The 23,923-nt window shown below is 69.1% G+C and carries 24 protein-coding genes and 5 tRNA genes; 7 read left to right on the forward strand and 22 right to left on the reverse strand.

Translation table 11 applies throughout. The annotated features are described in order from the left end of the window. Positions 1–12: 12 nt before the first annotated feature. The 3 genes from DYE07_RS03990 to DYE07_RS04000 all read right to left on the reverse strand — a co-directional run bounded on the left by DYE07_RS03990 (position 13) and on the right by DYE07_RS04000 (position 2,507). Positions 13–1,044, reverse strand: a complete 1,032-nt coding sequence (locus DYE07_RS03990; RefSeq protein WP_237723945.1) for a Gfo/Idh/MocA family protein — start codon at positions 1,042–1,044, stop codon at positions 13–15. Between the two features lie 273 nt (positions 1,045–1,317). Next, positions 1,318–2,031 carry a DUF8185 domain-containing protein gene (locus DYE07_RS03995; RefSeq protein WP_115296392.1) on the reverse strand — a complete coding sequence of 238 codons (714 nt, stop codon included), beginning with the start codon at positions 2,029–2,031 and terminating at the stop codon, positions 1,318–1,320. Beyond that, positions 2,028–2,507 (reverse strand): acyl-CoA thioesterase, encoded by a 480-nt coding sequence (locus DYE07_RS04000; protein WP_038567517.1) that lies wholly within the window; start codon positions 2,505–2,507, stop codon positions 2,028–2,030. The genes DYE07_RS03995 and DYE07_RS04000 overlap by 4 nt, the downstream gene beginning before the upstream one ends. A gap of 102 nt (positions 2,508–2,609) precedes the next feature. Between DYE07_RS04000 and DYE07_RS04005 the strand changes: the two genes are divergently transcribed. Together DYE07_RS04005 and DYE07_RS04010 are read left to right on the forward strand one after the other, a co-directional pair. Continuing rightward, complete coding sequence (locus tag DYE07_RS04005; protein WP_006945875.1) at positions 2,610–3,581, forward strand: acyl-CoA thioesterase; 972 nt, start codon at positions 2,610–2,612, stop codon at positions 3,579–3,581. Between the two features lie 122 nt (positions 3,582–3,703). Beyond that, complete coding sequence (locus DYE07_RS04010; protein ID WP_115296393.1) at positions 3,704–4,300, forward strand: GNAT family N-acetyltransferase; 597 nt, start codon at positions 3,704–3,706, stop codon at positions 4,298–4,300. 436 nt (positions 4,301–4,736) lie between these two features. Here DYE07_RS04010 and ettA read toward each other — a convergent pair whose 3' ends face one another. The 11 genes from ettA to DYE07_RS04065 all read right to left on the reverse strand — a co-directional run bounded on the left by ettA (position 4,737) and on the right by DYE07_RS04065 (position 17,239). Beyond that, the gene (gene ettA / locus DYE07_RS04015) at positions 4,737–6,419 is read right to left on the reverse strand and encodes an energy-dependent translational throttle protein EttA (protein ID WP_006945958.1); all 1,683 of its coding nucleotides are present in this window, start codon (positions 6,417–6,419) and stop codon (positions 4,737–4,739) included. Between the two features lie 115 nt (positions 6,420–6,534). After that, positions 6,535–7,041 (reverse strand): single-stranded DNA-binding protein, encoded by a 507-nt coding sequence (locus DYE07_RS04020; RefSeq protein ID WP_115296394.1) that lies wholly within the window; start codon positions 7,039–7,041, stop codon positions 6,535–6,537. Positions 7,042–7,347: 306 nt separating this feature from the next. Then, positions 7,348–9,021: a GTPase family protein gene (locus DYE07_RS04025; protein WP_115296395.1), complete on the reverse strand. Its 1,674-nt coding sequence runs from the start codon at positions 9,019–9,021 to the stop codon at positions 7,348–7,350. Further along, positions 9,018–10,733 carry a dynamin family protein gene (locus tag DYE07_RS04030; RefSeq protein ID WP_115296396.1) on the reverse strand — a complete coding sequence of 572 codons (1,716 nt, stop codon included), beginning with the start codon at positions 10,731–10,733 and terminating at the stop codon, positions 9,018–9,020. Before DYE07_RS04030 ends, DYE07_RS04025 begins: the two co-directional genes overlap by 4 nt. A gap of 186 nt (positions 10,734–10,919) precedes the next feature. Then, entirely contained in the window at positions 10,920–12,191 is a 1,272-nt protein-coding gene (gene efeB, locus DYE07_RS04035) for an iron uptake transporter deferrochelatase/peroxidase subunit (RefSeq protein WP_050786543.1), read from the reverse strand. 109 nt (positions 12,192–12,300) lie between these two features. Continuing rightward, the gene (gene efeO / locus DYE07_RS04040; RefSeq protein ID WP_062258049.1) at positions 12,301–13,479 is read right to left on the reverse strand and encodes an iron uptake system protein EfeO; all 1,179 of its coding nucleotides are present in this window, start codon (positions 13,477–13,479) and stop codon (positions 12,301–12,303) included. Further along, positions 13,476–14,345, reverse strand: coding sequence for an iron uptake transporter permease EfeU (gene efeU / locus DYE07_RS04045; RefSeq protein ID WP_062258054.1), 870 nt, complete (start codon positions 14,343–14,345; stop codon positions 13,476–13,478). The genes efeO and efeU overlap by 4 nt, the downstream gene beginning before the upstream one ends. Before the next feature lie 275 nt (positions 14,346–14,620). Next, positions 14,621–14,694, reverse strand: a tRNA-Arg gene (locus tag DYE07_RS04050). Between the two features lie 59 nt (positions 14,695–14,753). Beyond that, positions 14,754–14,829: transfer RNA gene (locus tag DYE07_RS04055), tRNA-His, on the reverse strand. Between the two features lie 88 nt (positions 14,830–14,917). Next, positions 14,918–15,547, reverse strand: coding sequence for an oligoribonuclease (orn, locus tag DYE07_RS04060; RefSeq protein ID WP_062258050.1), 630 nt, complete (start codon positions 15,545–15,547; stop codon positions 14,918–14,920). A gap of 99 nt (positions 15,548–15,646) precedes the next feature. After that, positions 15,647–17,239, reverse strand: coding sequence for a YihY/virulence factor BrkB family protein (locus DYE07_RS04065; RefSeq protein WP_083607311.1), 1,593 nt, complete (start codon positions 17,237–17,239; stop codon positions 15,647–15,649). A gap of 174 nt (positions 17,240–17,413) precedes the next feature. On the opposite strand from DYE07_RS04065, the gene DYE07_RS04070 reads away from it, so the two are divergent. After that, positions 17,414–17,489: transfer RNA gene (locus DYE07_RS04070), tRNA-Lys, on the forward strand. A 150-nt stretch (positions 17,490–17,639) separates the two neighbouring features. Here the strand turns inward: DYE07_RS04070 and DYE07_RS14640 are convergent. The 3 genes from DYE07_RS14640 to DYE07_RS04080 form a co-directional block, all read right to left on the reverse strand. Next, positions 17,640–17,789, reverse strand: a complete 150-nt coding sequence (locus tag DYE07_RS14640) for a hypothetical protein (protein ID WP_170957206.1) — start codon at positions 17,787–17,789, stop codon at positions 17,640–17,642. Between the two features lie 174 nt (positions 17,790–17,963). Beyond that, positions 17,964–18,039: transfer RNA gene (locus tag DYE07_RS04075), tRNA-Lys, on the reverse strand. Positions 18,040–18,192: 153 nt separating this feature from the next. After that, on the reverse strand, positions 18,193–18,453 hold the full coding sequence (locus DYE07_RS04080; protein WP_006946019.1) for a DUF3618 domain-containing protein: 261 nt from the start codon (positions 18,451–18,453) through the stop codon (positions 18,193–18,195). An 87-nt stretch (positions 18,454–18,540) separates the two neighbouring features. Here DYE07_RS04080 and bcp point away from each other — a divergent pair, with 87 nt between their 5' ends. Next, positions 18,541–19,011: a thioredoxin-dependent thiol peroxidase gene (gene bcp, locus DYE07_RS04085; protein ID WP_062256415.1), complete on the forward strand. Its 471-nt coding sequence runs from the start codon at positions 18,541–18,543 to the stop codon at positions 19,009–19,011. A 174-nt stretch (positions 19,012–19,185) separates the two neighbouring features. Next, positions 19,186–19,266, forward strand: a tRNA-Leu gene (locus DYE07_RS04090). Between the two features lie 232 nt (positions 19,267–19,498). Here DYE07_RS04090 and DYE07_RS04095 read toward each other — a convergent pair. Continuing rightward, positions 19,499–19,885 (reverse strand): hypothetical protein, encoded by a 387-nt coding sequence (locus tag DYE07_RS04095; protein WP_144708082.1) that lies wholly within the window; start codon positions 19,883–19,885, stop codon positions 19,499–19,501. 4 nt (positions 19,886–19,889) lie between these two features. On the opposite strand from DYE07_RS04095, the gene DYE07_RS04100 reads away from it, so the two are divergent. After that, on the forward strand, positions 19,890–20,171 hold the full coding sequence (locus DYE07_RS04100; RefSeq protein ID WP_006945861.1) for a hypothetical protein: 282 nt from the start codon (positions 19,890–19,892) through the stop codon (positions 20,169–20,171). Next, the gene (locus DYE07_RS04105; protein ID WP_115296397.1) at positions 20,168–21,151 is read left to right on the forward strand and encodes a hypothetical protein; all 984 of its coding nucleotides are present in this window, start codon (positions 20,168–20,170) and stop codon (positions 21,149–21,151) included. Before DYE07_RS04100 ends, DYE07_RS04105 begins: the two co-directional genes overlap by 4 nt. Before the next feature lie 12 nt (positions 21,152–21,163). Here the strand turns inward: DYE07_RS04105 and rdgB are convergent, their stop codons facing one another. The 4 genes from rdgB to DYE07_RS15065 form a co-directional block, all read right to left on the reverse strand. Then, entirely contained in the window at positions 21,164–21,787 is a 624-nt protein-coding gene (rdgB, locus tag DYE07_RS04110) for an RdgB/HAM1 family non-canonical purine NTP pyrophosphatase (RefSeq protein WP_074046187.1), read from the reverse strand. After that, positions 21,784–22,551, reverse strand: coding sequence for a ribonuclease PH (rph, locus tag DYE07_RS04115; protein WP_006945987.1), 768 nt, complete (start codon positions 22,549–22,551; stop codon positions 21,784–21,786). Before rph ends, rdgB begins: the two co-directional genes overlap by 4 nt. Before the next feature lie 166 nt (positions 22,552–22,717). After that, the gene (locus DYE07_RS15060) at positions 22,718–23,185 is read right to left on the reverse strand and encodes a S66 peptidase family protein (protein WP_237723939.1); all 468 of its coding nucleotides are present in this window, start codon (positions 23,183–23,185) and stop codon (positions 22,718–22,720) included. After that, positions 23,176–23,748 (reverse strand): LD-carboxypeptidase, encoded by a 573-nt coding sequence (locus tag DYE07_RS15065; protein WP_237723937.1) that lies wholly within the window; start codon positions 23,746–23,748, stop codon positions 23,176–23,178. Before DYE07_RS15065 ends, DYE07_RS15060 begins: the two co-directional genes overlap by 10 nt. Positions 23,749–23,923 lie beyond the last annotated feature (175 nt).

Raw genomic sequence — 23,923 nt, forward strand, 5'->3', positions numbered from 1 at the left:
CTTGGCGCACGGTCACTCCCCCGGGTAGACCACCCCGAGCTGACGGCGGATCTCGTCCATGAGACCCATGACGCGCAACGTCTCGGCGTGTGGCATGAGGGGCGACTCGCGGCGGCCGTCGCTGATGCAGTGGGCCACCTCGACGGCCTCGAAGTGCAGCGCGTGCAGGTCGTCGGCACCGTCGAAGGTGTCGAGCACCTCGCCGTCGTTGCTGACGAGACGCACCTGCGTCGGGAAATAGAACCACCCGTCGAGTTCGAGGCGCCCTTCGGTGCCGGCGACGACGGCGGTGTTGGGCGTCTGCGTCGCCATCGTCGTGCCGAGACCGGCGATGGAACCACCGCCGCGCAGGGTGATCGTCTCGCATTCGTCGACGCCCTGCGGCGTGAGGATGCCGGTGGCGACGACGTCGTCGACCTGCGGCATGAGCATCGCCGCGAAGCTGAGCGGGTAGATACCGAGGTCGAGGAGCGCACCGCCGGCGAGGGCGGGATCGGACAGGCGCCGGGGCCCCTCCGGGTAGAGCGCCTGACCGTGGTCAGCGGCGATCCAGCGCACGTCACCGATGAGGCCGGCGTCGATGGCCTGACGGATCACGTCGTAGTGCGGCAGGAAGCGCGACCACATGGCTTCCATGACGAACACGCCGGCGCGCTCCGCCGCCTCGAGCACCTCCCGAGCCTCGGCGGCGTTGCGCGTGAATGCCTTCTCGACGAGGACGTGCTTGCCCGCCTCGATGGCGAGCAGTGCGTGGTCGCGGTGCGCGCTGTGTGGCGAGGCGACGTACACGACGTCGACGTCGTCGTCAGCAACGAGCTTGCCGTAGGATCCGTAGGCCGTTGCTCCGGAGGCGAATTCGTCGACGAACTCTTGCGCCCGCTGAACATTTCGAGAACCGACGGCGACGATGCGTTGCGACGTCCGCGCCGTGAGCGCTTGCGCGAACGTGCGGGCGATGCCGCCGGGCGCGATGATGCCCCAGCGCAGGCTCGGTGCGTCCATGGGGTCGAGGGTGCGTGGCTGCGGTAGTGAACGGTGCGTCATGGTCACGACGATAACCGCGCAGGCACCCTTCGTTCGGCTCGGCGGGCTCGCGTGCACGGCGCCGGATGCCCGACCGCTCAGGTGCGGAGGATTTCGACGGTGACGCATCGCACCCGAACGCGCGCCGCCAGGTGCGCACCCCGCGTCAGCAACGTCGCGCACCCCAGCCGATCGGCACGCTCGCGGTCCGAGCGACGAGCGACATCCCCCGCCCGCGCGGCCCACCCTTGAGGTGCGCAAACCCGCGTCAACGACGCCGCGCGCCCCGAGCCATCAGCGCACGAGAACGTGCCCGACGTCTGTCGAGACGCGATGCCAGCGGGCCGTGCCGTACACCGTCGCGACATCGCCGACGGCGAATCCGAGCGCGTACAGCCCGAGCGCGGCCCCGGTGGGCAACCCGTCGGCGCCGCCGAGATCACCCTCGATCGGGCGGTTCCAGACGCGTTCACGGAGCTGTTCGACGGCTGCGGCACCGGCGCCCTCGGGGGTTCCGGTGGCGACCTCCTCGATGCCGACGCGCGCGACGTGCACGAGACCGTCGACGGGCAGGCGCGCCAGCGGCGACCATCCGCTGCGCGGGGGCGTGACAGCAGCCCAGGACGTGCGCACCGTCATCGGCGGGATCTCGAGCGTGAAGGCGCCATCGGATTCGTCGACGACCTGGGGGCTTGCACCGGGCGCGGCGTTCGGTACCGCACCACGCGGCGAACCGCTGCGAGCCAGACGATCGGCGACCGCCGCCAATGGGACGACGACGTCGACCGGCTCGTCGACGGCGCGCGCGAGCGGCAGCACCCGCAACCCTATGACGGTGCCCTCCCCCATGAGTCCGCGGCCCTTGCGCACGCCGACCCACGCGGCGAGCGTCGCTCCACTCGCCTGGAGGCGGATCGCGCCGTCGGCGTCGAGCGTGCGCGCGCGGGCGACGTACGTCGTCAGGTCTGCGGCGACCTGGACGTCCGCGAGCTCCAACCCGTCGCTCACGCCGAGGCCTCGCGGCGCTTCTCGGCAGCGCGGTGGCGGAACGGCACGGGCGGGCCGACGAAGCGTCGCAGCTGTGTCTTGTCGTGCTCCTCGAGCCGGCGCGGCCGCTCGGTTTGGAAGTCGTAACCGACGAGCGTCGTCTCCGCGAGCGCGTACGTCGTCGAACCGTGCCCCCCGTCGCGCACCTCGTACCCGACGTCGTACGCCGCGCCGCCGAGGTGCGTGATCCACATGGCGACCTCGATCGGCTCGATGCGGAACAGCAACGGCGCCCGGTACTCGATCTCGTGACGCGCGACGATGATGCCTTCGCCGACGACGGAACGCTCACGACCGAACCACTGCGCGAACGCGAGGATGCGGGCGTCCTCGAGCAGACGCAGGAACTGGACGTTGTTGACGTGGCCGTAGGCGTCCATGTCCGACCACCGCAGCGGAACGGGCACGACGGAGGCATAGTCGGGCGCGTAGGTCATGGCGGTCATTATCCCCCGCGCCCAGGCCCGATCACCAACCGACGGCGGTGTCATGTCACGCGGTTGCGCGCGGGAGGCGCCGTTCATGGGTAGCCTCGCCTCGTGACTTCCCTCGTTTCGATCGAACCGTCCGACGACCCGGTCGGCGACCTGCTGAACATCCTCGACGTCCGCCCGGTGGGCAGTGCAACGATCTCCGCGTCCTTCGACGAGGACGGTGAGCGCCGCGTCGACCTCGGTCAGAGCGCCGCGGACCTGTTCGTCGGCGAATCGCAGCCGCAGCCGCACGGGCGCATCTTCGGCGGGCAGGTTCTCGCGCAGTGCATCGTCGCGGCCGGCCGCACCGTCGGTGAGATCAAGCCCGGGGCGCCGCGCCACATCCACTCCCTGCACGGGTACTTCCTGCGCCCGGGGGACGCTGCGCAGCCGGTGCGTTTCGCCGTCGAGCGACTACGTGACGGTGGGTCGTTCTCCGCTCGGCGCGTTCACGCGATCCAGAACGGCGCGCCGATCCTCAGCGTCATCATGAGCTTCCAGGAGGACGCCGGCGGCATCGACCACCAGGTGACGATGCCGGACGTGCCGGCCCCCGAGTCGCTGCCCACGACCGCGGACATCGTCGGCGACATCGATCACCCGATGGCGCAGCACTGGGCGCGCGGACGCGCTGTCGACGTTCGACACGTCGAGGGCGGGCTCTATCTCGCGCCGGCGGACGAACGTCAGCCGTTCCAGAACCTGTGGATGCGCACACTGCGTGAGGTGCCGAACGACCCGCTGCTCAGCGCTGCGATCCTCGCGTACGCCTCCGACTACTCGATGCTCGAGGCGGCGATGCGCGCCAACGGCATCGCCTGGTCGTCACCCGGCTACCGCGCTGCGAGCCTCGATCACGCGATGTGGTTCCACCGACCCGTGGATCTGACGCAGTGGATCCTGTTCGCGCAGGAATCACCCTCGACGTCGGGTGGGCGCGGCCTCGGCGTGGGGCGCATGTTCACCGAGGACGGCACCCTCGTCGCCACCGTCGCGCAGGAGGGCATGATGCGCCTCAAGGACGCCCCCCGCCCCTGACCTCGCGTACCGCCATCCCCTGCACGACTGCGATTCCCGTCCCCATCTGCGATGTTCGTGCCCATCCGCGATTCTTGGTCACATCCGTCGGGCTGCGACGCATGGGCGCTACGTTGAGGGGCATGACTGATTTCGACGCTGACATCACGCTGACCGGGTCCTTGGTGCGGTTGGAGCCCTTGACGCTCGAGCATCATGACGGCCTCGTGGACGCCGTCAACGACGGCGAGATGTGGACGCGCTGGTACACGAGCGTTCCGCGCGCTGACGGTGTTCGCGCGATGATCGAGCAGCGCCTCGCATGGCGCGAGTCGGGGTTCATGGTGCCGTTCGTCGCGGTGCGGCTGGCGGACGAGCAGGTGTTGGGGTGCACGACGTTCTACGACATCGTCGACGCGGTGCCGCGCGTGTCGATCGGCTACACGTGGAATCGCGCGTCCACGCACGGCACGGGCACGAACGCGGAGAGCAAGTTGTTGCTCATGACGTACGCCTTCGAGACGATCGGGGTCGAGTGTGTGCGGTACGAGACGAGCTGGATGAACCAGCAGTCACAGGCCGCGATCGAGCGTCTCGGCGCCAGGCGCGACGGCGTGTTGCGCGCCGATCGTCGCGAGGGCAACGGCGCATTGGGCGACAAGGTTGTCTATTCGATCCTTGCGCACGAGTGGCCGGCCTCGAAGGCTTCTCTCGAGGCGCGCCTCGCGAAACGGCGCTGACCCGTCAGCCCGACGGTCCGGATCCCCAGACCGCGGCACTGACTGCGCCGGCGATGCCGGCCGGCTCTGACGTCGCGGCGGCACCACGAGCACGCGTCATGACGCAGCCCTTCCCCGAGCCCAATCCGTCCCCCACCTCACGACGCAGGGACAGCGGACAGTGACCCGGCGCACCATGGACTCTGGATGACAGCAACGCCCCTCACGAACACCGAGCGTGCGAGGTGTGAGTGAGAGGCGTTGCTGTCATCCAGCCCGAAGGCCTGTCGCACCGAGGTGGCGCGGCGCTCCTGGGCGAGCCCGCGAGCTCAGGATCCGCGCCGCCCGGAAGACGGGTCGAGGGAGTATCAGTCGCGTGTCCTTTCCGCGACTTCGTCAGCGCTCGCTGCGGCAGGATCCTCGCTTCGCTGCGGTCCTACCTTCGCGCGCTTGATCCTCAGTCGCGGGTGAGCCGGCGGTGTGTGACGCGGTGGGGGCGCGCTGCTTCGGCGCCGAGGCGTTCGATCTTGTTCTTCTCGTAGGCGTCGAAGTTTCCTTCGAACCAGTACCACGCGGCGGGGTTCTCGTCGGTGCCTTCGTAGGCGAGGATGTGCGTCGCGACGCGGTCGAGGAACCAGCGGTCGTGGCTGATGACGACGGCGCAGCCGGGGAAGCTGAGCAGCGCGTTCTCGAGGGATCCGAGGGTTTCGACGTCGAGGTCGTTGGTCGGTTCGTCGAGCAGCAGCAGGTTGCCGCCCTGCTTCAGGGTGAGGGCGAGGTTGAGGCGGTTGCGTTCACCGCCGGACAGGACGCCGGCCTTCTTCTGCTGGTCGGGGCCCTTGAACCCGAACTGCGAGACGTAGGCGCGTGCGGGGATCTCGACCTGGCCGACCTGGATGTGGTCGTTTCCTTCGGAGACGACCTCGAACAGAGTCGATTCGGGGTCGATGCCGGCGCGGTTCTGGTCGACGTAGCTGATGTTGACCGTCTCACCGATCTTCACGGTGCCGGCGTCTGGCTCTTCGAAGCCGACGATCGTCTTGAACAGGGTCGTCTTGCCGACGCCGTTGGGGCCGATGACGCCGACGATGCCGTTGCGCGGCAGCGTGAACGACAGCCCGTCGATGAGGACGCGGTCGCCGAAGCCCTTCTTGAGGTCGTTGACCTCGATGACCTGCGCGCCGAGGCGCGGGCCCGGCGGGATCTGGATCTCCTCGAAGTCGAGCTTGCGGGTGCGCTCGGCTTCGGCGGCCATCTCCTCGTAGCGCGCGAGGCGTGCCTTCGACTTCGTCTGGCGGGCCTTCGCGTTGGAGCGGACCCACTCGAGTTCTTCCTTGAGGCGCTTGGCGAGCTTCGCGTCCTTCTTGCCCTGGACGGTGAGGCGCTCCTGCTTCTTCTCGAGGTACGTCGAGTAGTTGCCTTCGTACGGGTAGAGACGACCGCGGTCGACCTCGCAGATCCAGCCGGCGATGTTGTCGAGGAAGTACCTGTCGTGGGTGACGGCGAGGACGGCGCCCGGGTAGCTCGCAAGGTGCTGTTCGAGCCAGAGGACGGATTCGGCGTCGAGGTGGTTGGTGGGCTCGTCGAGCAGGAGAAGGTCGGGCTTCTGCAGCAGCAGCTTGCACAACGCGACGCGGCGCTTCTCACCACCGGAGAGGACGGAGACATCGGCGTCACCGGGCGGGCAGCGCAGGGCGTCCATGGCCTGCTCGAGCTGGGAGTCGATGTCCCACGCATCGGCCGCGTCGATCTTCTCCTGGAGCTTGCCCATCTCCTCCATGAGGGCGTCGAAGTCGGCGTCGGGTTCGCCCATCTCGGCGGAGATCTCGTTGAACCGGTCGAGGTCGACCTTGATCTGGCCGAGGCCTTCCTCGACGTTGCCGCGCACGTCCTTCTCCTCGTTGAGCGGTGGCTCCTGCAGCAGGATGCCGACGCTGTAGCCCGGGGACAGGCGTGCCTCGCCGTTGCTGGGCTGGTCGAGCCCCGCCATGATCTTGAGGATGGTGGACTTGCCGGCGCCGTTGGGGCCGACGACGCCGATCTTGGCGCCGGGGTAGAACGACATCGACACGTCGTCGAGGATCACCTTGTCGCCAACGGCCTTGCGCGCCTTGGTCATGGTGTAGATGAACTCAGCCATGCGCCCGAGGCTATCGGTTGCAAGCCGTTCGACGCGACTTTCCGCGGCGCGTGCGGGGCCCGACGTCCGCCCGGCCGGGCGGTGACGTGCTCACCGTCCGGCCGGCCTCGCCGTCTCAGGCGTCGACGAGCGCGCGGCGCCCCTCGGTGGCTTCCTCGTCGGACGCGGGTTCGCTGCGGCCGAACTGCTCGTTCTCCACCGTGCGCGTCACCTCCGTGACGATGTCGTCGGCGAGGCGGTGGGAGCTCGGGATGACGGGGTCGGAGCACTTCGTGAACGACGTCTGCCCGAACTTGTGGGAGGCGCCGATGTCGTGCGCGTCGATCTGCACGCTCATGCGCTGCGAGCCGTCCTGCGCGACGTACTGACTGAGCCGCAGCCGACCCGAGACCATGACGTGCTGACCCTTCGCGAGCGAGTGATAAGCGTTGCCCGCGAGCGTGCGGAACGCCGTCACGCTGAAGAACTGCGACGCACCGTCGCTCCACGTGTTCTCCTGCGCGTTCCAGCGGCGTTCGTTGACCGCCATCCGGAACGTGAGGAACGCATCCCCTGTCTTCGTCTGGCGCAGCACCGGGTCGGTGACGACGGTGCCGCTGATGTCGATCGCTACCTCGTTCATGGTGGTTCCTCCACTGCGGCCGCGGCCGCGTCAGGCGTCGCGCCGGCCACCTCGGCCGGTCGTGATCCCGACGCTAGGCAGGTTCGTCCGCCCCGCGCGTCCCACCGTCACCGATGCTGTGGATAGGCCCTCCCGAGCGCTGCCTGGGAGGGCAGATTCACAGCTGGCACGCCTCGCCTGGGGACGGCCGCGACGCAGCGTCACCATCCCCAGCCCGGAGCCGAACCACGGTCCCCCCGCGCCTGACCCACGGCCGTACTGTCCGCAGAGCCCCCACCCACCAGCACCGCAACCATCGCCCGCGGCTCAGGCCGACGCCTCCGTGAGCGCCCGTGCCGTGTCGTCGTGGCGCCTCACGACCGCCTCGACGGGCGCGATGATGCGCTCCGACGCCACCTGCGCGATGGCCTCGTCGAGGCGCTCCTGCGCATCCTGACGTGCGCGTCGGGCTCCCGTCCGAGCGAGGGTCCGCGTGAGGACCGTGAGCAACAACCCCGCGAGCAACCCGCCGGCGAGCATGACGAGCGGGATGGGCAGCCAATCACCCGCCATCGTCGGGACGCCCACGTGGATCTGCATCGTGCCGAGCAGCGCGAGCACGATCAACCACGCGGCCCCGGCCAGCGCGACACCGGCGAAGGCCCACTGCAGCGCCGACGCCGCGGCCCACCAACCCGGGAAGCGTCCGCGCAACGGCGTCCGCAGCACGGCCTGGTCGAGCGCGTCGGCCATGGCGCCGTCACGCCCCGTCGCGGCGCTGCGCACCTCGTCTGCCCAGGGGTCCGGCAGGCCGTCCGCAGCCTTCTCCCCGAGACGCCTCGTCGCGAGGTCGACCGCAGCGCACGCGGCCGGCGTCGCGGGAGGCAGCGACGACTTGCCGAGCACGACGCGCCGATCACCGCGGCTCATGCCGTCGGACACCTGCTTGTCGAGCCCGAGCCGCGCGAGCGGCCGCGCCTTGAGCTTCTGCGACCATCGCGTGAACGGCCATCCGGTGCGCCGTGCCGCCTCTGTGCGGTAGTCGCGCTCGACGGCGTCGAGCACCACCCCCACACCGGCCGACTGCGCGAGGGCGGAGACGAGCTCGGCGTTCGTCCCACTCGTGCGATGCTCGCGCACCGCTCCGACGTGCGAGCTGAGCCGCTGGGCCTGATGCCGCAGATCGCCCGCGAGGCGCCGATCGGCGGCATTCTTGGCCTGCACGACGTCCGCGAGAGCGTCGACGAGGGTCGTCACACCGCCGTCGACGACCGTCGAGGTGGGCAGCACGAGCGCGTCCGTCAGCCCGTCCTCGACGAGGAGGCGACTCAGGTCGGCGAGGCAGCTGTCGGCCCCCTCCGGCGTCAACCGATCGGCCTGGTTGAGCACGACGATCGACGTCGCCTTCGCGACCGCGAGCTGACGGACGTACTGCTCGTGCAGCACCGCGTCGGCGTACTTCTGCGGGTCGGTGACCCACACGAACAGATCGCACAGCTCGAGCACGCGATCGGCCTCCGCACGGTGCTCACGCACACGGGAGTCGAAGTCGGGAAGGTCGAGCAGGACGAGCCCGTCGAGTTCGGCATGGCGTGGCATCGCGGCGTGCACCTGATGGCGTGAAGGCACGTCGAGCCAGTCGAGCAACTCGCTCGGAACGCTCTCACCCCAGATCGCCGCGGCGGCCCGTGACGTCGTCGGGCGGCGCGCGCCGACCCGCGAGACGGGCTCGCCGACGAGCGCGTTGAACAGGCTCGACTTGCCGGAGCCGGTCGCCCCGGCGAGCGCGACGACGGTGTGGTCACCGCCGATCCGTGAGCGCTCGGCGACGCGCGCCAGCAGCTTGCGGGCGACGGCGACATCGTCCGCGGGCAAGGCGGGCCCACCGAGCGTCAGCGCGCGTTGCAGCGCGGCGGCGCGGCCGTCGACCTCCTCGCGCGTGATGGGAGCGACGACCTCGGCGCGTTCGCGCCGCTCGCGTCCGAACGGCTTCCAGCTCATCGCGCCTCCTCGACGTGGGTGAGCGCCGTCTCGATGCGAGCCGCCGCCTGCTTCGGCAAAGCCACCTCACCGAGCGCAGCGTCGTAGCGACGTTCCTCGGCGGCGAAGAGCGCCTCGACGCGCTCGATGAGCAGACCGCGGGCCGCCTTGGCGAGCGAGCGGACGGCCTGGTCGCCGAAGATCGCCTCGAGCAGGCGCTGCGCGAGCACGGACGAGCCGGCGGAGATGCCGACCTCAGCGCCCGTCAGGCCGCCGGTCGAGGCGAACGTCACGATCATGAGCAGCACGGCGATGCCGTTGACGCCGAACGCGAGAAAACGCGCCGTCGAGCGCTTCTCACCGGCTTCGGAGCGGACGAGCTCGAGCACGTCGCCCTGCCAGTCGCGCACGAGCCGCTCGATGTGGTCGGCCACCTGCGGACTGGCTGAGGTCAGCTCGGGGTGACGCGCCACGAGCGGTTTGCCCGCGTCGTCGAGGCGCCAACCGCGGCCGGCGTCGAGGGCTGCCGATTCAGCGTGTGAGGTGACCAGCTGTGCCACCCCGGACTGCAGCGCCTCCCCCAGATCCCTCGCGGGTGCGGCCTTCTCCGTCCGCGCGGTGAACATAGCGGAGACGCGGTCGCGCAGGCGGCTGACGCCGGCCTCGAACTGCTTGAACAGCTCACCCGTACCGACGAACTCCTGCCACCGCGCGAGCACCTCGCCGCGCAGCAGCGTGCCGTCCTCAAGACCTTCGGCCACCTCCTGCAGGTGCTCGCGATAGGCCTCGTGGGCCACGTCGCTCAGCCGGGCGTGGGCGTCCTCCTGGGCCCGCGCCGCCGCGACGCTCGCCCGTGCCCGCGGCGCCAGCGAGTCGAGGGCGCCGTCGAGGGTGCGGCGGATAACGGCCTGCCGCGACATCGCGTCACTCGCGAGCGAGTTGAGCCACTCGGTGATGCGCGCGACTTCGGCCTGCGGCAGCATGCCGAAGTCGTCGAGCGGCGATTCGGCGACCGCGAACACCGGCGCACGGCCCAGCCCCTGCGCGGCGAGCATGCGCGCGAGGTCGGCCTGCACCTCGTCGATCGCCTCGCGCGGCACCCGGTCGAGGACGACGGCGACGGACGTCCCGCGCTCCGTGGCCTGCTCGAGCATCTCCCACGGCACCGCGTCGGCGTAGCGCACCGCGGTCGTGACGAACAGCCACAGGTCGGCGGCCGACAGCAGCTGTCGGGCCAGGTCGCGGTTCGCGGAGACGACGGAGTCGATGTCGGGCGCGTCGAGCAGCGCCAGCCCGCGCGGCACGGACGCCGACGCGACGAGCCGCAGCGACGACGGGTCGTCACCCTGCGTCGCACTGCCGGTCAGGCGTGACAGGCCGGGCAGCACCCGCTCGTCGATGAACCAGTGCGTGTCGCTCGGGTGGTGGATGAGAACCGACGCGCGCGTCGTCGGGCGCAGGACACCCGAGCGCGTCACCTGCTCGCGCACGATCGAGTTGACGAGCGTCGACTTGCCCGCACCCGTCGATCCACCGATGACGGCGAGCAGCGGCGCGTCGAGCGATTCGAGGCGGGGCATGACGTAGTCGTCGAGTTGCGCGACGAGCTCGTGCTGCGAGCGCCGAGCGACCGCCGCGTCAGCCGTCTCGAACGGGAGGACGTTGGCCGCGACGGCGGCGCGCAGCTCACCGACTGCTGCGTGCAGCCGGGCGGCGTTGAAGGGTTCGTTCACCCTGTCAGTCTTGCCGGTGCGCGCGTGCGGCTCAACTCGCTCGGCGCATCGACCGTTCCCGGATGCCATGACGGCGCTGTGGCATCAACGCCTGATGCCCTGCCGACCACGTCGCCATCCCGCGCGCTGCTACCTCCGAGCGTCGTCGCCTTTGAGCGTCGTAGCGCTTCGAGCGCCGCCGCGCCGTCAGCCCTCGAGCAGCGTCTGCCCGACGTAGGAACCGTCGCGCGCGCCCGGCGGAATGGCGAACAGCCCGGATCCGGTGTGCTGCAGGTATTCCATGAGGGCATCCTCGCGGGACATGCGCATCTGCATCGGGATGTACTGCGTCGACGGGCGGCGCACGTACGCGAGGAAGAACAGCCCCGCGTCGAGGCGACCGAGCGCATCGTTGCCGTCGGTGAAGTTGTAGCCGCGCCGCAGCATCTGGACGCCCTTGTTGTTCTTCGGGTGGGCGAGGAAGACGTGCGAGTTCTTGGCGATGAGGGGCTTGTTCTCGCGGCCGGTGACGTCGAAGCGTGGTTCGTCGAACTCCTTGCCGCCCGACAGCGGCGCTCCTTCGGCGCGGTCGCGGCCGATGAGGGTCTCTTGCTCGCGCAGGCTCGTGCGATCCCACGTCTCGAGGTGCATCGTGATGCGGCGCGCCACGAGATACGAGCCGCCGGCCATCCAGTCGGCTGCGGCGTCGTCGCCCTTCGAGACCCACACGTGCTCGTCGACGACGTCCTGCGACTCGGCCTTGATGTTGGCCGTGCCGTCCTTGAACCCGAACAGGTTGCGCGGCGTCGCCTGCGCCGTCGACGTCGAGCTGGTGCGACCGAAGCCGAGCTGCGCCCAGCGCAGCGCGGCGAGGCCGAAGGCGATGCGGGTGAGGTTGCGGATGGCGTGGACGGCGATCTGCGGGTCGTCGGCGCAGGCCTGGACGCAGAGGTCACCGCCGCTTCGATGCGGGTCGAGCTTGTCGGCCGGGAAGTGCGGCAGCTCGCGCAGTTCCTTCGGCTGCTTCTTCGCCAGGCCGAAACGATCCTTGCCGTCGCTCGTGCGGAACAAGGTGGGGCCGAAGCCGAACGTGATCGTCAGGCCGGCCGCGCCGAGCCCGTCGGCCTCACCCGTGTCGGCCGGGGGGGCGTCGTAGGACGTCACCTCGTCCGACGCCGGCAGCCCGCGCATCATGCGTTCGGCGGCGGAACTCCAGGCACGTAGGAGCGTCTCGAGGTCGTCTCGGGTGCTCGCGGTGACGTCGAACGCGGCGAAGTAGAGCCGGTCCTGTGCCGGGGTGACGATGCCGCTCTGGTGGGCGCCGAAGAACGGGTAGGTGCGCGCCGAGGCGTCGGGAGCCGGGTTCGCGGAAGCCTGAGAGGCACCCCACCCCCCGGCGAATCCGGCCAGCCCTGCGGCTGCGCCGCCTCCTGCGACACCGAACATCCCGCGGCGCGACAGCTGCGTCACTTCACCCATCCTTCTGCACGTCGTGTCGATCCGCTCTGACGCGGATCCGGTCGCTGCGATCGTCGTGACGACCACCGTCGAAGCGCCCCACCCAGGGTAGGGCGCTTCGACGCCGGTGTCAGGACGTGACGGTCGCCGTCAGCTTCGACAGCGGTTCGCTGAGCGCGTTGACCGCGTCGGAGAGTTCCTTGACCTCGGCCTTCGACAGCTTGTCGTAGCTCTTGAAGACGGCGTCGTCTCCGGAACCGGAGACGCGGTGCTTGTCGAGCAACTTCTGCAGCGCCGCGAACTTCGTCGCGATCGACGTGTCGAGCTTCGCGTCCTTCTTCTTGAGCAGCGGACGCAGGTTCTCCCACGCGATGCGTGCGCCGTCGACGTTGCCCTGGAAGTCGTAGAGGTCGGTGTGCGACCAGATCTCCTCCTCGCCGGTGACCTTGCCCGTGGCGACCTCGTCCATGAGGGACTTCGCGCCGTTGGCGATCTTGTCGGCGGTGAACGTCGTCGTCTTGGTGCGCGTCTCGAACGTCTTGGTATCGCTGAGGAGCTGGTCGGCGATCTTGTTGCGCTCGGTCTTGCTCATCTCGGTGTAGCCCGACTTCGGCGGCCACAGATCCTTCTCGATGCGGTGCCAGCCGGTCCACTCCTGGCCCTTCTCGAGGTCGGCCTCGCGCAGGTCCATCTTGGGGTCGAGGTCGCCGAACGACTCGGCGACGGGCTCGACGCGCTCCCAGTGCAGGCGCGCCTTCGCGTAGAGGGCGCGCGCCTCGGCGTCCTTGCCGCTCTTGTAGAGGTTGACGAACGTCGTCGTCTGCGCGCTCAGCTGCGTCGCCTGATCCTTGACGTAGGCCTGGTACTGCTTGTCGGCCTCGTCGACGAGCGCCTTGTCGGCCCCCGTCGGTGTGAGGTCGGCGCCGGAGTCGGTGACGGTGAACTTCGACTGGATGCCCTTGCCGACCATGCCCGGCTTGCAGGCCGTGTAGTACGTGCCCGGCGCGGCCTTGACGACGAGTTCACGCGTCAGGCCCGGTGCGATGTTCTCGACCTCGCCGACGATGCGGAGGCGGTCCGAACCGAGCAGGTAGAACTCGGTGACCTTGTCGCCGTCGTTCTTGACGCTGAACGACAGGGTGCCCGAGGGTGCCTCCGAGGCCGAGACCTTGCACTCGCTCGACGTGGAGGAGACCGTCAGCTTGCCGTTGCCCTTGGAATCCTTCGAGTTGCTCGTGCACCCGGTGAGCGCCAAGCCGGCGATGCTGGTGAACGCGAATGCCCGTGCGGTGCGGGTGGGGAGAATCATGCTGTTGCCTTCTGCTTCGTGGCCACGGCGGAGCCCGAGGCCTTCGGGGGGTGGGGTGCGCGCACGCGCACGATGAACATCGGCAGGACGATCGCGATGTAGGCAACCCAGACGGCGAGCTCGAACCACGTCGTCGCCGGTGAGAAGTTGAACGTGCCCTTGAGCAGCGTGCCGATCCACGACGACGGCGGGATCTGTTCGCTGACGTCGAACGCGAGGGAGTTGAGGCCCGGCAGCACACCGCTCTCCTGCAGGTCGTGCACGCCGTACGCGAGGACGCCGGCCGCGACGAAGATGAGGAAGCCGCCGGTCCAGGTGAAGAACTTCGACAGGTTGAGCGACAGCGCACCGCGGTAGAGGAGGCAGGCGATGACGACGGCCGTCAGCAGGCCGAGCCCGGCGCCGATGAGCGGCGCGCTCGACGAGCCCTCCCCCGAGCTCGCAGCCTGCGTGGCTGCCCACAGGAACAGGGCCGTCTCGAGGCCCTCACGGCCGACGGCGAGCATCGCCACGACGACGAGGGAGGCGCGCGAGGCGTCCGCGGCGCGGTCGACGTGGCTCTTCAGATCGCCCGACAGGCTGCGGGCGGAGCGTGCCATCCAGAAGATCATCCAGGTGACGAAGCCGACGGCGACGATCGACAGCGTGCCACCGATTGCCTCCTGGGCCTCGAACGTCAGGCCGCGGGGGCCGTACGTGAGGGCGGCGCCGAAGGCGAGGGAGATCGCGATGGCGGCGGCGACGCCGAGCCAGATGCGCCCGAGCAGGTGGCGCCGACCCGACTTCACCAGGTAGGCCACGAGGATGACGACGACGAGCGACGCCTCCAGCCCCTCTCGAAGCCCGACCAGATAGTTGCCGAACACCACGCACTCCTCACAGCCAAACGTTTAGGTAAGGCAAACCTAAAGCATGGAGGAGTCTGAGAGTGCATCGGGGTGCATGAGGGCATGGTGATGTGACGTGATTCGCGTCGCGAGGAGGTGATGTGGGGCCCACGACCCCGATGTGGCGGAGGCGGGCGGCTCAGCGCGCGGAGCAGGGGCGTCATGAGCGAGACATGGGCGTGACATCGGCGCGCGACGACATGGCGTCGCCTTAGCACGGCAGCGCAGCGCACGCCGCGGTCGAGCCGCTTCGGTGCCCCCGGCGAGATTCGAACTCGCGACCTAGAGATTAGAAGGCTCTTGCTCTATCCAGCTGAGCTACAGGGACTCACCCGCCGAGAGCGGGTAAACAAGAAAACCCCCAGATCGCTCTGGGGGCCACTTGCTTGGGGTGAGTAACGGGACTTGAACCCGCGACATCCTGGACCACAACCAGGTGCTCTACCTGCTGAGCTATACCCACCATGCGCCGTCCACGTCACCGTGTCAGGCAGCGCGGACGAATATACCCGAAACAGGGCCGCCGCGCCCAATCAGGGACGCGTCCGGCGTCAGGGGCCAACCTCGTAGCGCTTGGCGATGACCTGCGCCTCGTTCGACGTCGGGCCGGGAGCGGGCACGAAGACAGCCTCGCGATAGTAACGCAGCTCCGCGATCGACTCGCGGATGTCGGCGAGGGCGCGGTGGCCGCCGTGCTTGGCGGGCGCGTTGAAGTAGGCGCGGGGGTACCAACGCCGCGAAAGTTCCTTGATCGACGACACGTCGATCGTGCGGTAGTGCAGGTGCCCCGCGAGCTGCGGCATGTCGCGCTCGAGGAAGCCGCGGTCGGTCGAGACCGTGTTGCCACCGAGCGGCGCCTTCCCCGCCTCGGGCGCATGCTGCATGACGTACTCGAGCACGAGCGCCTGCGCTTCCTCCATGCTGACCCCTTCGTCGAGCTCGGCGAGCAGCCCGGACCTGGTGTGCATGTCGCGCACAAAGTCACCCATCTGCTCGAGGGCTGCCGGCTCGGGCTTGATGACGACGTCGACGCCGTCACCCAGCTGGTTCAGCTCGAAGTCGGTGACGAGCGCGGCTACCTCGATGAGGGCGTCGTTCTCCAGGTCGAGGCCCGTCATCTCGCAGTCGATCCAGACGATGCGGTCGGTGTGGGCGCGGTCGTTGTCAGTCACGGCGAACATCCTAGCGAGCCTCGCCCCCGCCATGACGATGCCGCCCCACCCCGCGCTCGGCGGGGTGGGGCGGCAACGTCACGGCGGCGAATCGCGCTGAACAGGTGCTCAGTTCGCCGTGGTGTTCGAGAACCAACGGCGACGGCGCTCCTCGCGCTCCGCCGTCACGGCGCGGTACTCGCGCGTGTTCGGGTGCTCGTAGCGGTTGCGGGCATTCTCGACCTCGGCCCACTTCTCCTCGAGCGGACGCTCGGCCTCGGCCTTCTTGCGCTCCTTCGCGCGCTCGGCCTCCGCCTTCTTCTGCTCGGCCTCGACCTTGTGACGCTGCGCGTCACGACGCTCCCGCTCCTCACGCTTGTGGCGGCTCTCGGCGAGCGCACGACGGCGACGCACCTCGCGCGCCTCGGCGATCTCCGCCGCCTCGCGCTCCGCGGCGTCGTCCGTGGCGCGACGACGCGTCACGCCGTCCGCGCGTGAGACGCCGGAGCCGTCCGCGAGGTCGGGGGCCTCGTCCTTCGTGGCCGCGGCGAGCGCCGGAGCCGCTTCCTGCGTCTTCGACTGCGGACGCGTCGGACGCTTCTCGCTCGAGCCGGCCTGAGCGGCCATCGTGCGCTCGTCGGAACGCTCCTTGGGAGCCTCGGGCAGCATCGTGCGGACGGCCTCGTCCGGCACGCCGGACGACAGGCGCAGGGGGTGGGCCTGCTCGACGAGCGCGTCGTACTTCTCTGCCTTCTTGTCGATGCCCTTCTCATCACGCACGGGCAGGAGGATGAGCTCTTCGGCCGGGTAGCCGGTCTTCAACTGGCGCGTGCGCAACGTCTCGGAGTCGAACTCCGCACCGAAGAGCATGGCGAGGTTCGTGATCCACAGCCACAGCAGCAGGATGATCGGCGTCGCCATCGGGCCGTACGTCTTGCCGTAGTTGCCCATGTTGGACACGTACCAGGCGAAGGCGATCGTCCCGATCGCCCAGATCACGAACGCGAGGACGGCGCCCGGGTTGAACATCGCCTGCTTGAAGGGACGCTTCACGTTCGGCGTACCCCAGAACAGCAGCGAGATGATGAAGATGACGACGACGATGACGAACGGCACCTTCGCCCAGTCCCACACCGTCGCAGCCTGCGTGCCGAGACCGACGGAGTCGAAGATCTGCTCCGCGATGCCACCCGAGACGACGAGCGAGAACGCGGCGAGGATCGCGAGGACGAACGCCACGATCGTCACGAAGTAGAGCCACAGCCGCAGCTTGAAGACGGGGCGGCCCTCGGCAACGTCGTAGATACGGTTGCTCATGCGCGAGAAGGCGTTGACGTAGCCCGACGCCGACCACAGCGACAGCAGGATGCCGAGGATGAAGGCGAGGCCGGCGCCGCCGCCCTGCAAGTTGTTGATGAAGGTCGTGAACCCCTCGGGGATGTCGTCCTTGTTCTTGCCGACGATCTCCGCGATGGCTTCGATGACGCTGTCCGTCGTCTTCTGCCCGTTGCCGAACAGCCCGATCGTCGAGACCGCCGCAATGATGGCGGGGAACATCGCCTGCACCGAGTAGTAGGTGAGCGACGCGGCCAAGTCGGTGCACTGGTCCTGCGAGAACTTGGCCGCAGCGCGCTTGAACGCGACCTTGTAGTCGGGTTTGGCGTCGAGCTTCGGCGGATCGCCGTACGGGCGCTCCACTCCGGCTTCAGGAAGGCTCGTCATGAGTCGTCTCCGGTGTGTTGTGGTCAGAACTGTTCTGTCTCGAATCTATCGCCCCGATCGCGCCGCGTCCCATCCCCCGCTGGGCGCGTCGGAGGCGTATCGTGTTGCGCCGCACGCGAGGCGCGGCTCGAAGTTGGCCCGAAGTGCCGCTGTCGTCTATAGTTCTTTCTCGTTGCGCCAATAGCTCAATTGGCAGAGCAGCTGACTCTTAATCAGCGGGTTCGGGGTTCGAGTCCCTGTTGGCGCACCAGAAAAGCCGTTACAGCCGAACGACGTTCGACGTCGGCGCCGCGGTGTCGAAGGGCCGGTGAACACGTGTTCACCGGCCCTTCGCCGTGCGCCTTGACTGCGACACGACGTCACGCCAGGTCGGTTCGACGATCATCGGCGACGGGAACGCTCAGTCGGCGTCGTCGGTGGAGATGACGTCCGCCTGCGAGTTCAGCTCGTGGGCCGGCACCCCCATCTCCTTCTCGGCGTCGCTCTGCTCGTCTCGCGTCGTGTTCTCCTCGTTCGCGGACGTGGCGTTGTTGTCGTTCTCACCGGGCATGGTTGCCTCCCTGCGTTGACGGCGTTCACTGTCGCCTCAACCCTTTCACGGGGCGCCCCGGGCCGCCATCACCTTGCGGTTGATGCCCGACCCGGCACAGGCGCCTCACGAGCCGGGGCACTCGAACCCGAGCATGCGAGAAGGCCCACCGTGAACGGTGGACCTTCTCCGGAGTGGTGCGCCAACAGGGACTCGAACCCCGAACCCGCTGATTAAGAGTCAGCTGCTCTGCCAATTGAGCTATTGGCGCAACGAGGAGAAACACTACATGAACGGCAGGTGCGAGGCCAAATTCGTGTCAGCGCCTGCGCCTCCCCCGTCGCGACGGCTCGGAGAAACACGCGTGGCCCGCTCGTCGCGGGACGAACGGGCCACGTCGGGGGGCGCCGTGGGGCGCCCAGTGTCAGGATCGAAGGCGCTTCGCGAGGCCGACGAGCACGAGCAGCCCACCGAGGCCGCCGAGACCCATCGCGACACGGTCGGAGCGCAGGTCGCCGTCAGCAGTGCGGGTCGCGTCGGTCAGCGCGAGGCGAGCGCTCTCGGTCTGACGCTTGGCGATCTCCTTCGGCTGCGCGCGGAACGCGAGCTCGTCGATCGTGCCGGCGAGGCGCGAACGCGACGCGGCGAGCTCAGCTTCGATCTGCTTGGCCGTCTTGGGTGCCATGGTGGGTCTCCTTGCCACATGCGGAAAACTAGGATCTTGACTCAAAGGTTAACGCACCAGACGGATTCGCTCAGGAGGACTTCACCCATGGCACGCCTCGAAGCTGGTACACGCGCCCCCGACTTCACGCTGACGAGTGACGCCGGCACCCAGATCTGCCTTGGCGACTACGCCGGCCGCAAACTCATCATCTTCTTCTACCCCGCCGCGATGACGCCAGGATGCACCACGGAGGCCTGCGACTTCCGCGACTCGCTCGCACCGCTGCAGGCCGCGGGCTACGAGGTCATCGGCATCAGCCCCGACGCGCCCGCCAGGCTCGCGACGTTCGTCGAGAAGGAGCAGCTGACGTACCCGCTGCTGTCGGACGAGTCGAAGACGACACTCGAGGCGTACGGCGCCTACGGCGAGAAGAAGCTGTACGGAAAGCCCGTCGTCGGCGTCATCCGTTCGACGTTCGTCATCGACGAGAACGGCGTCATCGAGCTCGCGCGCTACAACGTCAAGGCCACCGGACACGTCGCGTCACTGAAGAAGGCCCTGAAGTTCGAAGCCTGAGCGCGCCCTGACGCAGGGTGGGCGCGGCCCCGCCGCGGTTCTGCCCCACGCAGGATGGCGGACAACTCACGTGTAAGCCCGTCACGACTCGCCTCCTCGTGAGTTACCTGCCATCCTGTGCAAGCGTCGGCGTCGGCATGGGCTCGGACGACGTGACGTAGGATCGTCGGCGCTGCGCCTGTGGCGGAATTGGCAGACGCGCCAGATTTAGGTTCTGGTGTCTTAGACGTGGGAGTTCAAGTCTCCCCAGGCGCACCGAGGACGAGGGCGGCACTCGCAGACGCGGGGCCGTCCTCGTCGCATGTCGGGTGCGGTGCTCGGGTGGGCTCGAGTTGACGGGCCCCACTCGGCAGGCGAGCGGCCATCGCCCGGATCCAAGACCCGCCCAGGTTGGCCCGCTCCCTCACCTCGCGGGCAACCGAGACCGATTCGCAACCGAAAACGCCCTCCCCTGACGTCGCGGCGGCTCTACTGTGAGCCCAGCACGTCACGACGCCCCAGCCGAGCACGAACGCCCCAGCTCGTCCCGGCCGGCGCACCCGTCGTCGGAGGAAGCCATGCGACACACCATCACGGCTGCAGTCTCACTCTGCGCCCTCACCACCCTCGTCGGGTGCTCGAGCGGATCGTCGACGAGCGGTGACGCCTCGTCATCAGCGTCGACGTCGGCCTCAGTGTCGGCGGCGTCCACGCCCCCATCGTCCACCGCCTCGGCTCCTGCGAGCGGGTCGTCGTCGGCAGCGCCGTCATCGAGTGCCAGCGGCACGAACGGCGCATCCTCGAGCGCAACGAGCGCCGGCGCCTCGAGCACCACGGCCCCCTCCCCGACCAGCCCGGCGCCGTCGTCGTCCGGCGCGTTCAGAGTCGAGATCACCTCCGTGACGTACGCCAACGGCGCGTACGACGCGGTCGTCACGACGCGCCCCGGCGCCACGTTCTTTCTGGCCCCGACCTCCCCGGGTGCCAACGGCATGTCCCCGTCAGCATCGGCGGGGGGCGTCTGCACCGCGGGAACCAAGGGCGTCCAGGGCATGCTGACGACGTACTCGCTGCACTGCCCGGGCGAGCAGAATGCTGCGACGCTCCTCATCGTGCGCGTCGCGGGCGGCGGCTCGGGAGCCAGCGTCGCCACCCCCCTGGCTGTCGGCACGACGCCGTGAAGCGCGCCCGTCGCGCGATCGCGGTCGCGACGCTCCTCGCGCTCACCGGCTGCTCCGCGCAGGCCATCACCCCGGCGTCCCCGTCGTCGAGTCGCATGACGCGGCCCTCCGTCGTCCCCACCATCGATCTGCCCGAGGGCACGGGCCCGACGGATCCGGATGTCCCCGCCGAAGGTTCGACCGATGCGCCCGAATTCGTCCCGACACAGATCTGGGTTCGTTCGGCGACCTACACCCGGGGCTCGTACGCCCTGACGCTCGCGACTGCGCCCGAGGCCGACTTCGTTCTTCAGGACACGCGAGCCGCGGGCGGTGGGCAGCTCATCCCAGGAGGTGACGCTGATCCCCAGTGCAGCAAGACCTCGGAGAAACCCCTGTCTGCACCGATCAAGGGTGCCCTGAAGAACGTCACCCACCTCGTGACCCTGACGTGCCACGTCACCGGCGCGCTGAAGCGTCCTGCCATCTCCGGCCTCTGGGGCGACGCCACGCACACGGGCGCGACCTCGGCGATCTTCGCGCTCGGCGATGCCAAGGCCCAGGGCAGTCCGCAGACAGATCCGGACGCGCCGATCCAGGCCGACCAGCCCGTCGACACGCAGGTCGTGTCCGCCCACTACCAGGGCGAGAACGTGACGGTGACGGCGTGGGCCACCGAATATGCCGCACTCACGCTCGCCGTCGCTGAGGCCCAGGACACGAATGAGTTCCCTGAGTGCACGACGGCCTTGTCGCCCGAACATCGCCCGGGTGTGAAGACGCCGACACAGCAACGGCTGTTCACGATCACCTGCTCGAACGTCAAGCGCCCGACGACGTGGGGGCTCGACGTCGCTCAGGCCACGGGAGAACTGGGTCAGGAGGCGGTCTTCACGAGCACGACCGTGCAGCTGCCGTGGAAGGCAGCGCCATCTGGTGCGCGGTCAGCATCCGCGTCGGTTTCATCGACGTCGGCGACGGCATCGACCTCGGCGAAGTAGCTCCGCTGAGCCTCAGACGAGCGCCGCCACCTGCGGCAGGATCGCGCGGAAAGCTCGCCCGCGATGGCTGATGGCAGCCTTCTCGTCCGCGGTGAGTTCGGCCATCGTCCGGCCGTCGGGCAGTTCGAAGATCGGGTCGTAGCCGAACCCGTTCATACCACGCTGATCGCGCGTCAGGCGCCCTTCGACGTGGCCGAACTCCACCTGCGTCGACTCGTCGGGAACTGCGAGCGCCACGCAGCACATGAAGCGCGCGGTGAGCTCGTCGGCGGGCACGTCGCCGGTCTGGGCGAGCAGCAGGTCGATGTTCGCCTGATCCGCGCCATGCGTGCCCGACCAGCGTGCCGAGAACACGCCCGGACAGCCACCGAGGACGTCGACGGCAAGCCCCGAGTCGTCGGCGAGCGCCGGCAGACCTGTCGCGCGCGCGACGTCATCGGCCTTGAGGCGCGCGTTCTCCTCGAACGTCACACCCGTCTCGACGGTGTCGGCCAGGTCGGCGAACTCGCCGACGCTCACGACGTCGATGGGCAGCTGCGCTGCGTCGAGCAGGTGCTGGAAATCCGCGATCTTGCCGGCGTTGCGGGTCGCGAGCACGACGCGGGTACGTGCCTCGGCGGGGCGAGCGTCGCTCACTGCAGGCGCTCGCGAGCGTCGGCGGCGAGAGCGTCGCGCTGCTTCGTCGTCAGGTCGGCGATGCCGTCGGCGGCGAGGTCGAGCAGGGCGTTGAGCTCGTCACGGCTGAACGGCGCACCCTCGGCGGTGCCCTGCACCTCGACGATGCCGCCCGAACCCGTCATGACGACGTTCATGTCGGTCTCCGCCGTCGAGTCCTCGGGGTAGTCGAGGTCGAGCACCGGCTGACCGGCGACGATGCCGACGCTGATCGCGGCGACCGAATCCGTCAGCGGCTTCGCCTTCTTCGCGATGAGACCGCGCGCCTGAGCGTCGGCGATGGCATCCGCGAGCGCTACGTACGCGCCGGTGATCGACGCGGTGCGCGTGCCGCCGTCGGCCTGCAGGACGTCGCAGTCGATGACGATCGTGTTCTCCCCCAGCGCCTTCGTGTCGATGACGGCGCGCAGGCTACGCCCGATGAGGCGGCTGATCTCGTGGGTGCGGCCACCGACCTTGCCCTTGCGCGCTTCGCGGTCGCTGCGGGTGTTCGTCGAGCGCGGCAGCATCTCGTACTCGCTCGTCACCCAGCCGGTGCCCTGGCCCTTGAGCCAGCGCGGCACGCCCTCGGTGAACGACGCAGCGCACAGCACGCGCGTGCGACCGAACTCGACGAGGCAGCTGCCCTCGGCATGATCGAGCCAGTTGCGGGTGATGCGCACCTCGCGCAACTGATCGGGGGTGCGGCCGTCGTGGCGGGGGGTGGGCGTGGCTGCGTCAGTCATGGCGTCAGCCTATCGAGTGCGGCGAGGCCTGCTGAGCGGCACCGCAGCCTGGAGATGCCGCTCGCGCTCGCCTGACGGCCGTGGACCCGCCATCCTGTGGGGGCTCACACGCTAGGAGCGCCAGGTGAACGCCGGCTAGTGCGTGCCGGCACCGGCTCGCCGGGCATCACACGAAGGTCTGACGAATCTCGTGGCGTGCCCCGTCGACGACGACGTGCGCGAGGGATCCGTTGATGAGGACGTTGCCGGGTGGCACGTGACCGAAGTCGACATCGGCGACGATCGGCACGTTGAGGCTCCCCAGCGCATCGAGGATCGCGTCGTCCTGCGTCAGACCGGCTCGTTCCGGCGCACCGGTCCGGCCGATGAGCACCGCTGATGCCCCCTCGAACCACCCGGCGAGGCGCAGCCCGTGGAGCATGCGCGCAGCATCGAGCGAGGGTGCCTCGCAGTTCTCGAGGTAGACGATGACGCCGTCATCCTCGTGGTCACGAGCGAAGCGGCGCACGTCGCCGTACGGGGTGCCCGCGAGATGGCACACGACGTCGAGGCACCCGCCGATGAGACGCCCGGAGACGTCGACCCGTGACCGGCCCGCGAGAACCCGCCACGACGTGGGCTCGCTCAGATCCATGCGATCGGCGCAGGGGTGACGCTCCCAGTCGTCGAACCACCGCGCCGACGCACGCGTGGGTCCTCTTGGACGAAAGACGCCCCGGCCGGCATCGCGGCGACGTCGAGCCAGTGCGCGGTGCCCTGCGGCAGTTCGTACGGCGCGTCCATGAGGTTCTGGCCATGCATCGTCGCGACGCCGGAGCGCAGCGTCAGCGGGAGCAGCAGCGTCGAGATGTCGCTCCACCCGACGACCCAGGTAGGGTCCGCTCGCAGCGCGTCGTGGTCGAGCAGGTCGACGAGGTCGATGGCCAGCTCCCCGCCCCACGGCGGGACGACGGCGCGCACCGCTTGGTCGCGGACGAACGCGTTGAACTCATCGGCCCGTGCACGCGCGGAGCCGCTCGTGATGCCGTCACCGATCAGGCACTCGCCGAGGACCACCTCGAAACCGCGGCCACGCAGCCAGTCAGTGACAAAAGTCAGCCGTGCCTCGTGTTCGGGTCGAACCGGCGCCGACGGGGCAGTCACCGCAACCGTGTCACCGGGACGCAGCGGGCGGGGGTAGCGAATCTCGGTCGACATGCCGTCATCCTGGCATTCGACCGTGAGCAGGCGCACGCGAATTTGCTCCGCCCCCGGTGCGCGCCCCCGTCAGCCGGTGTCGTTCTGCCGGCGCGACACTGCGCCACCCGAGGATGGCGCGTAACTCACAGGTAGGCATGCAGCAAACCCCTACCTGTGAGTCATCCGCCATCCT

It is taken from the genome of Dermacoccus nishinomiyaensis (genome assembly GCF_900447535.1).
Lineage (GTDB): Bacteria > Actinomycetota > Actinomycetes > Actinomycetales > Dermatophilaceae > Dermacoccus > Dermacoccus nishinomiyaensis.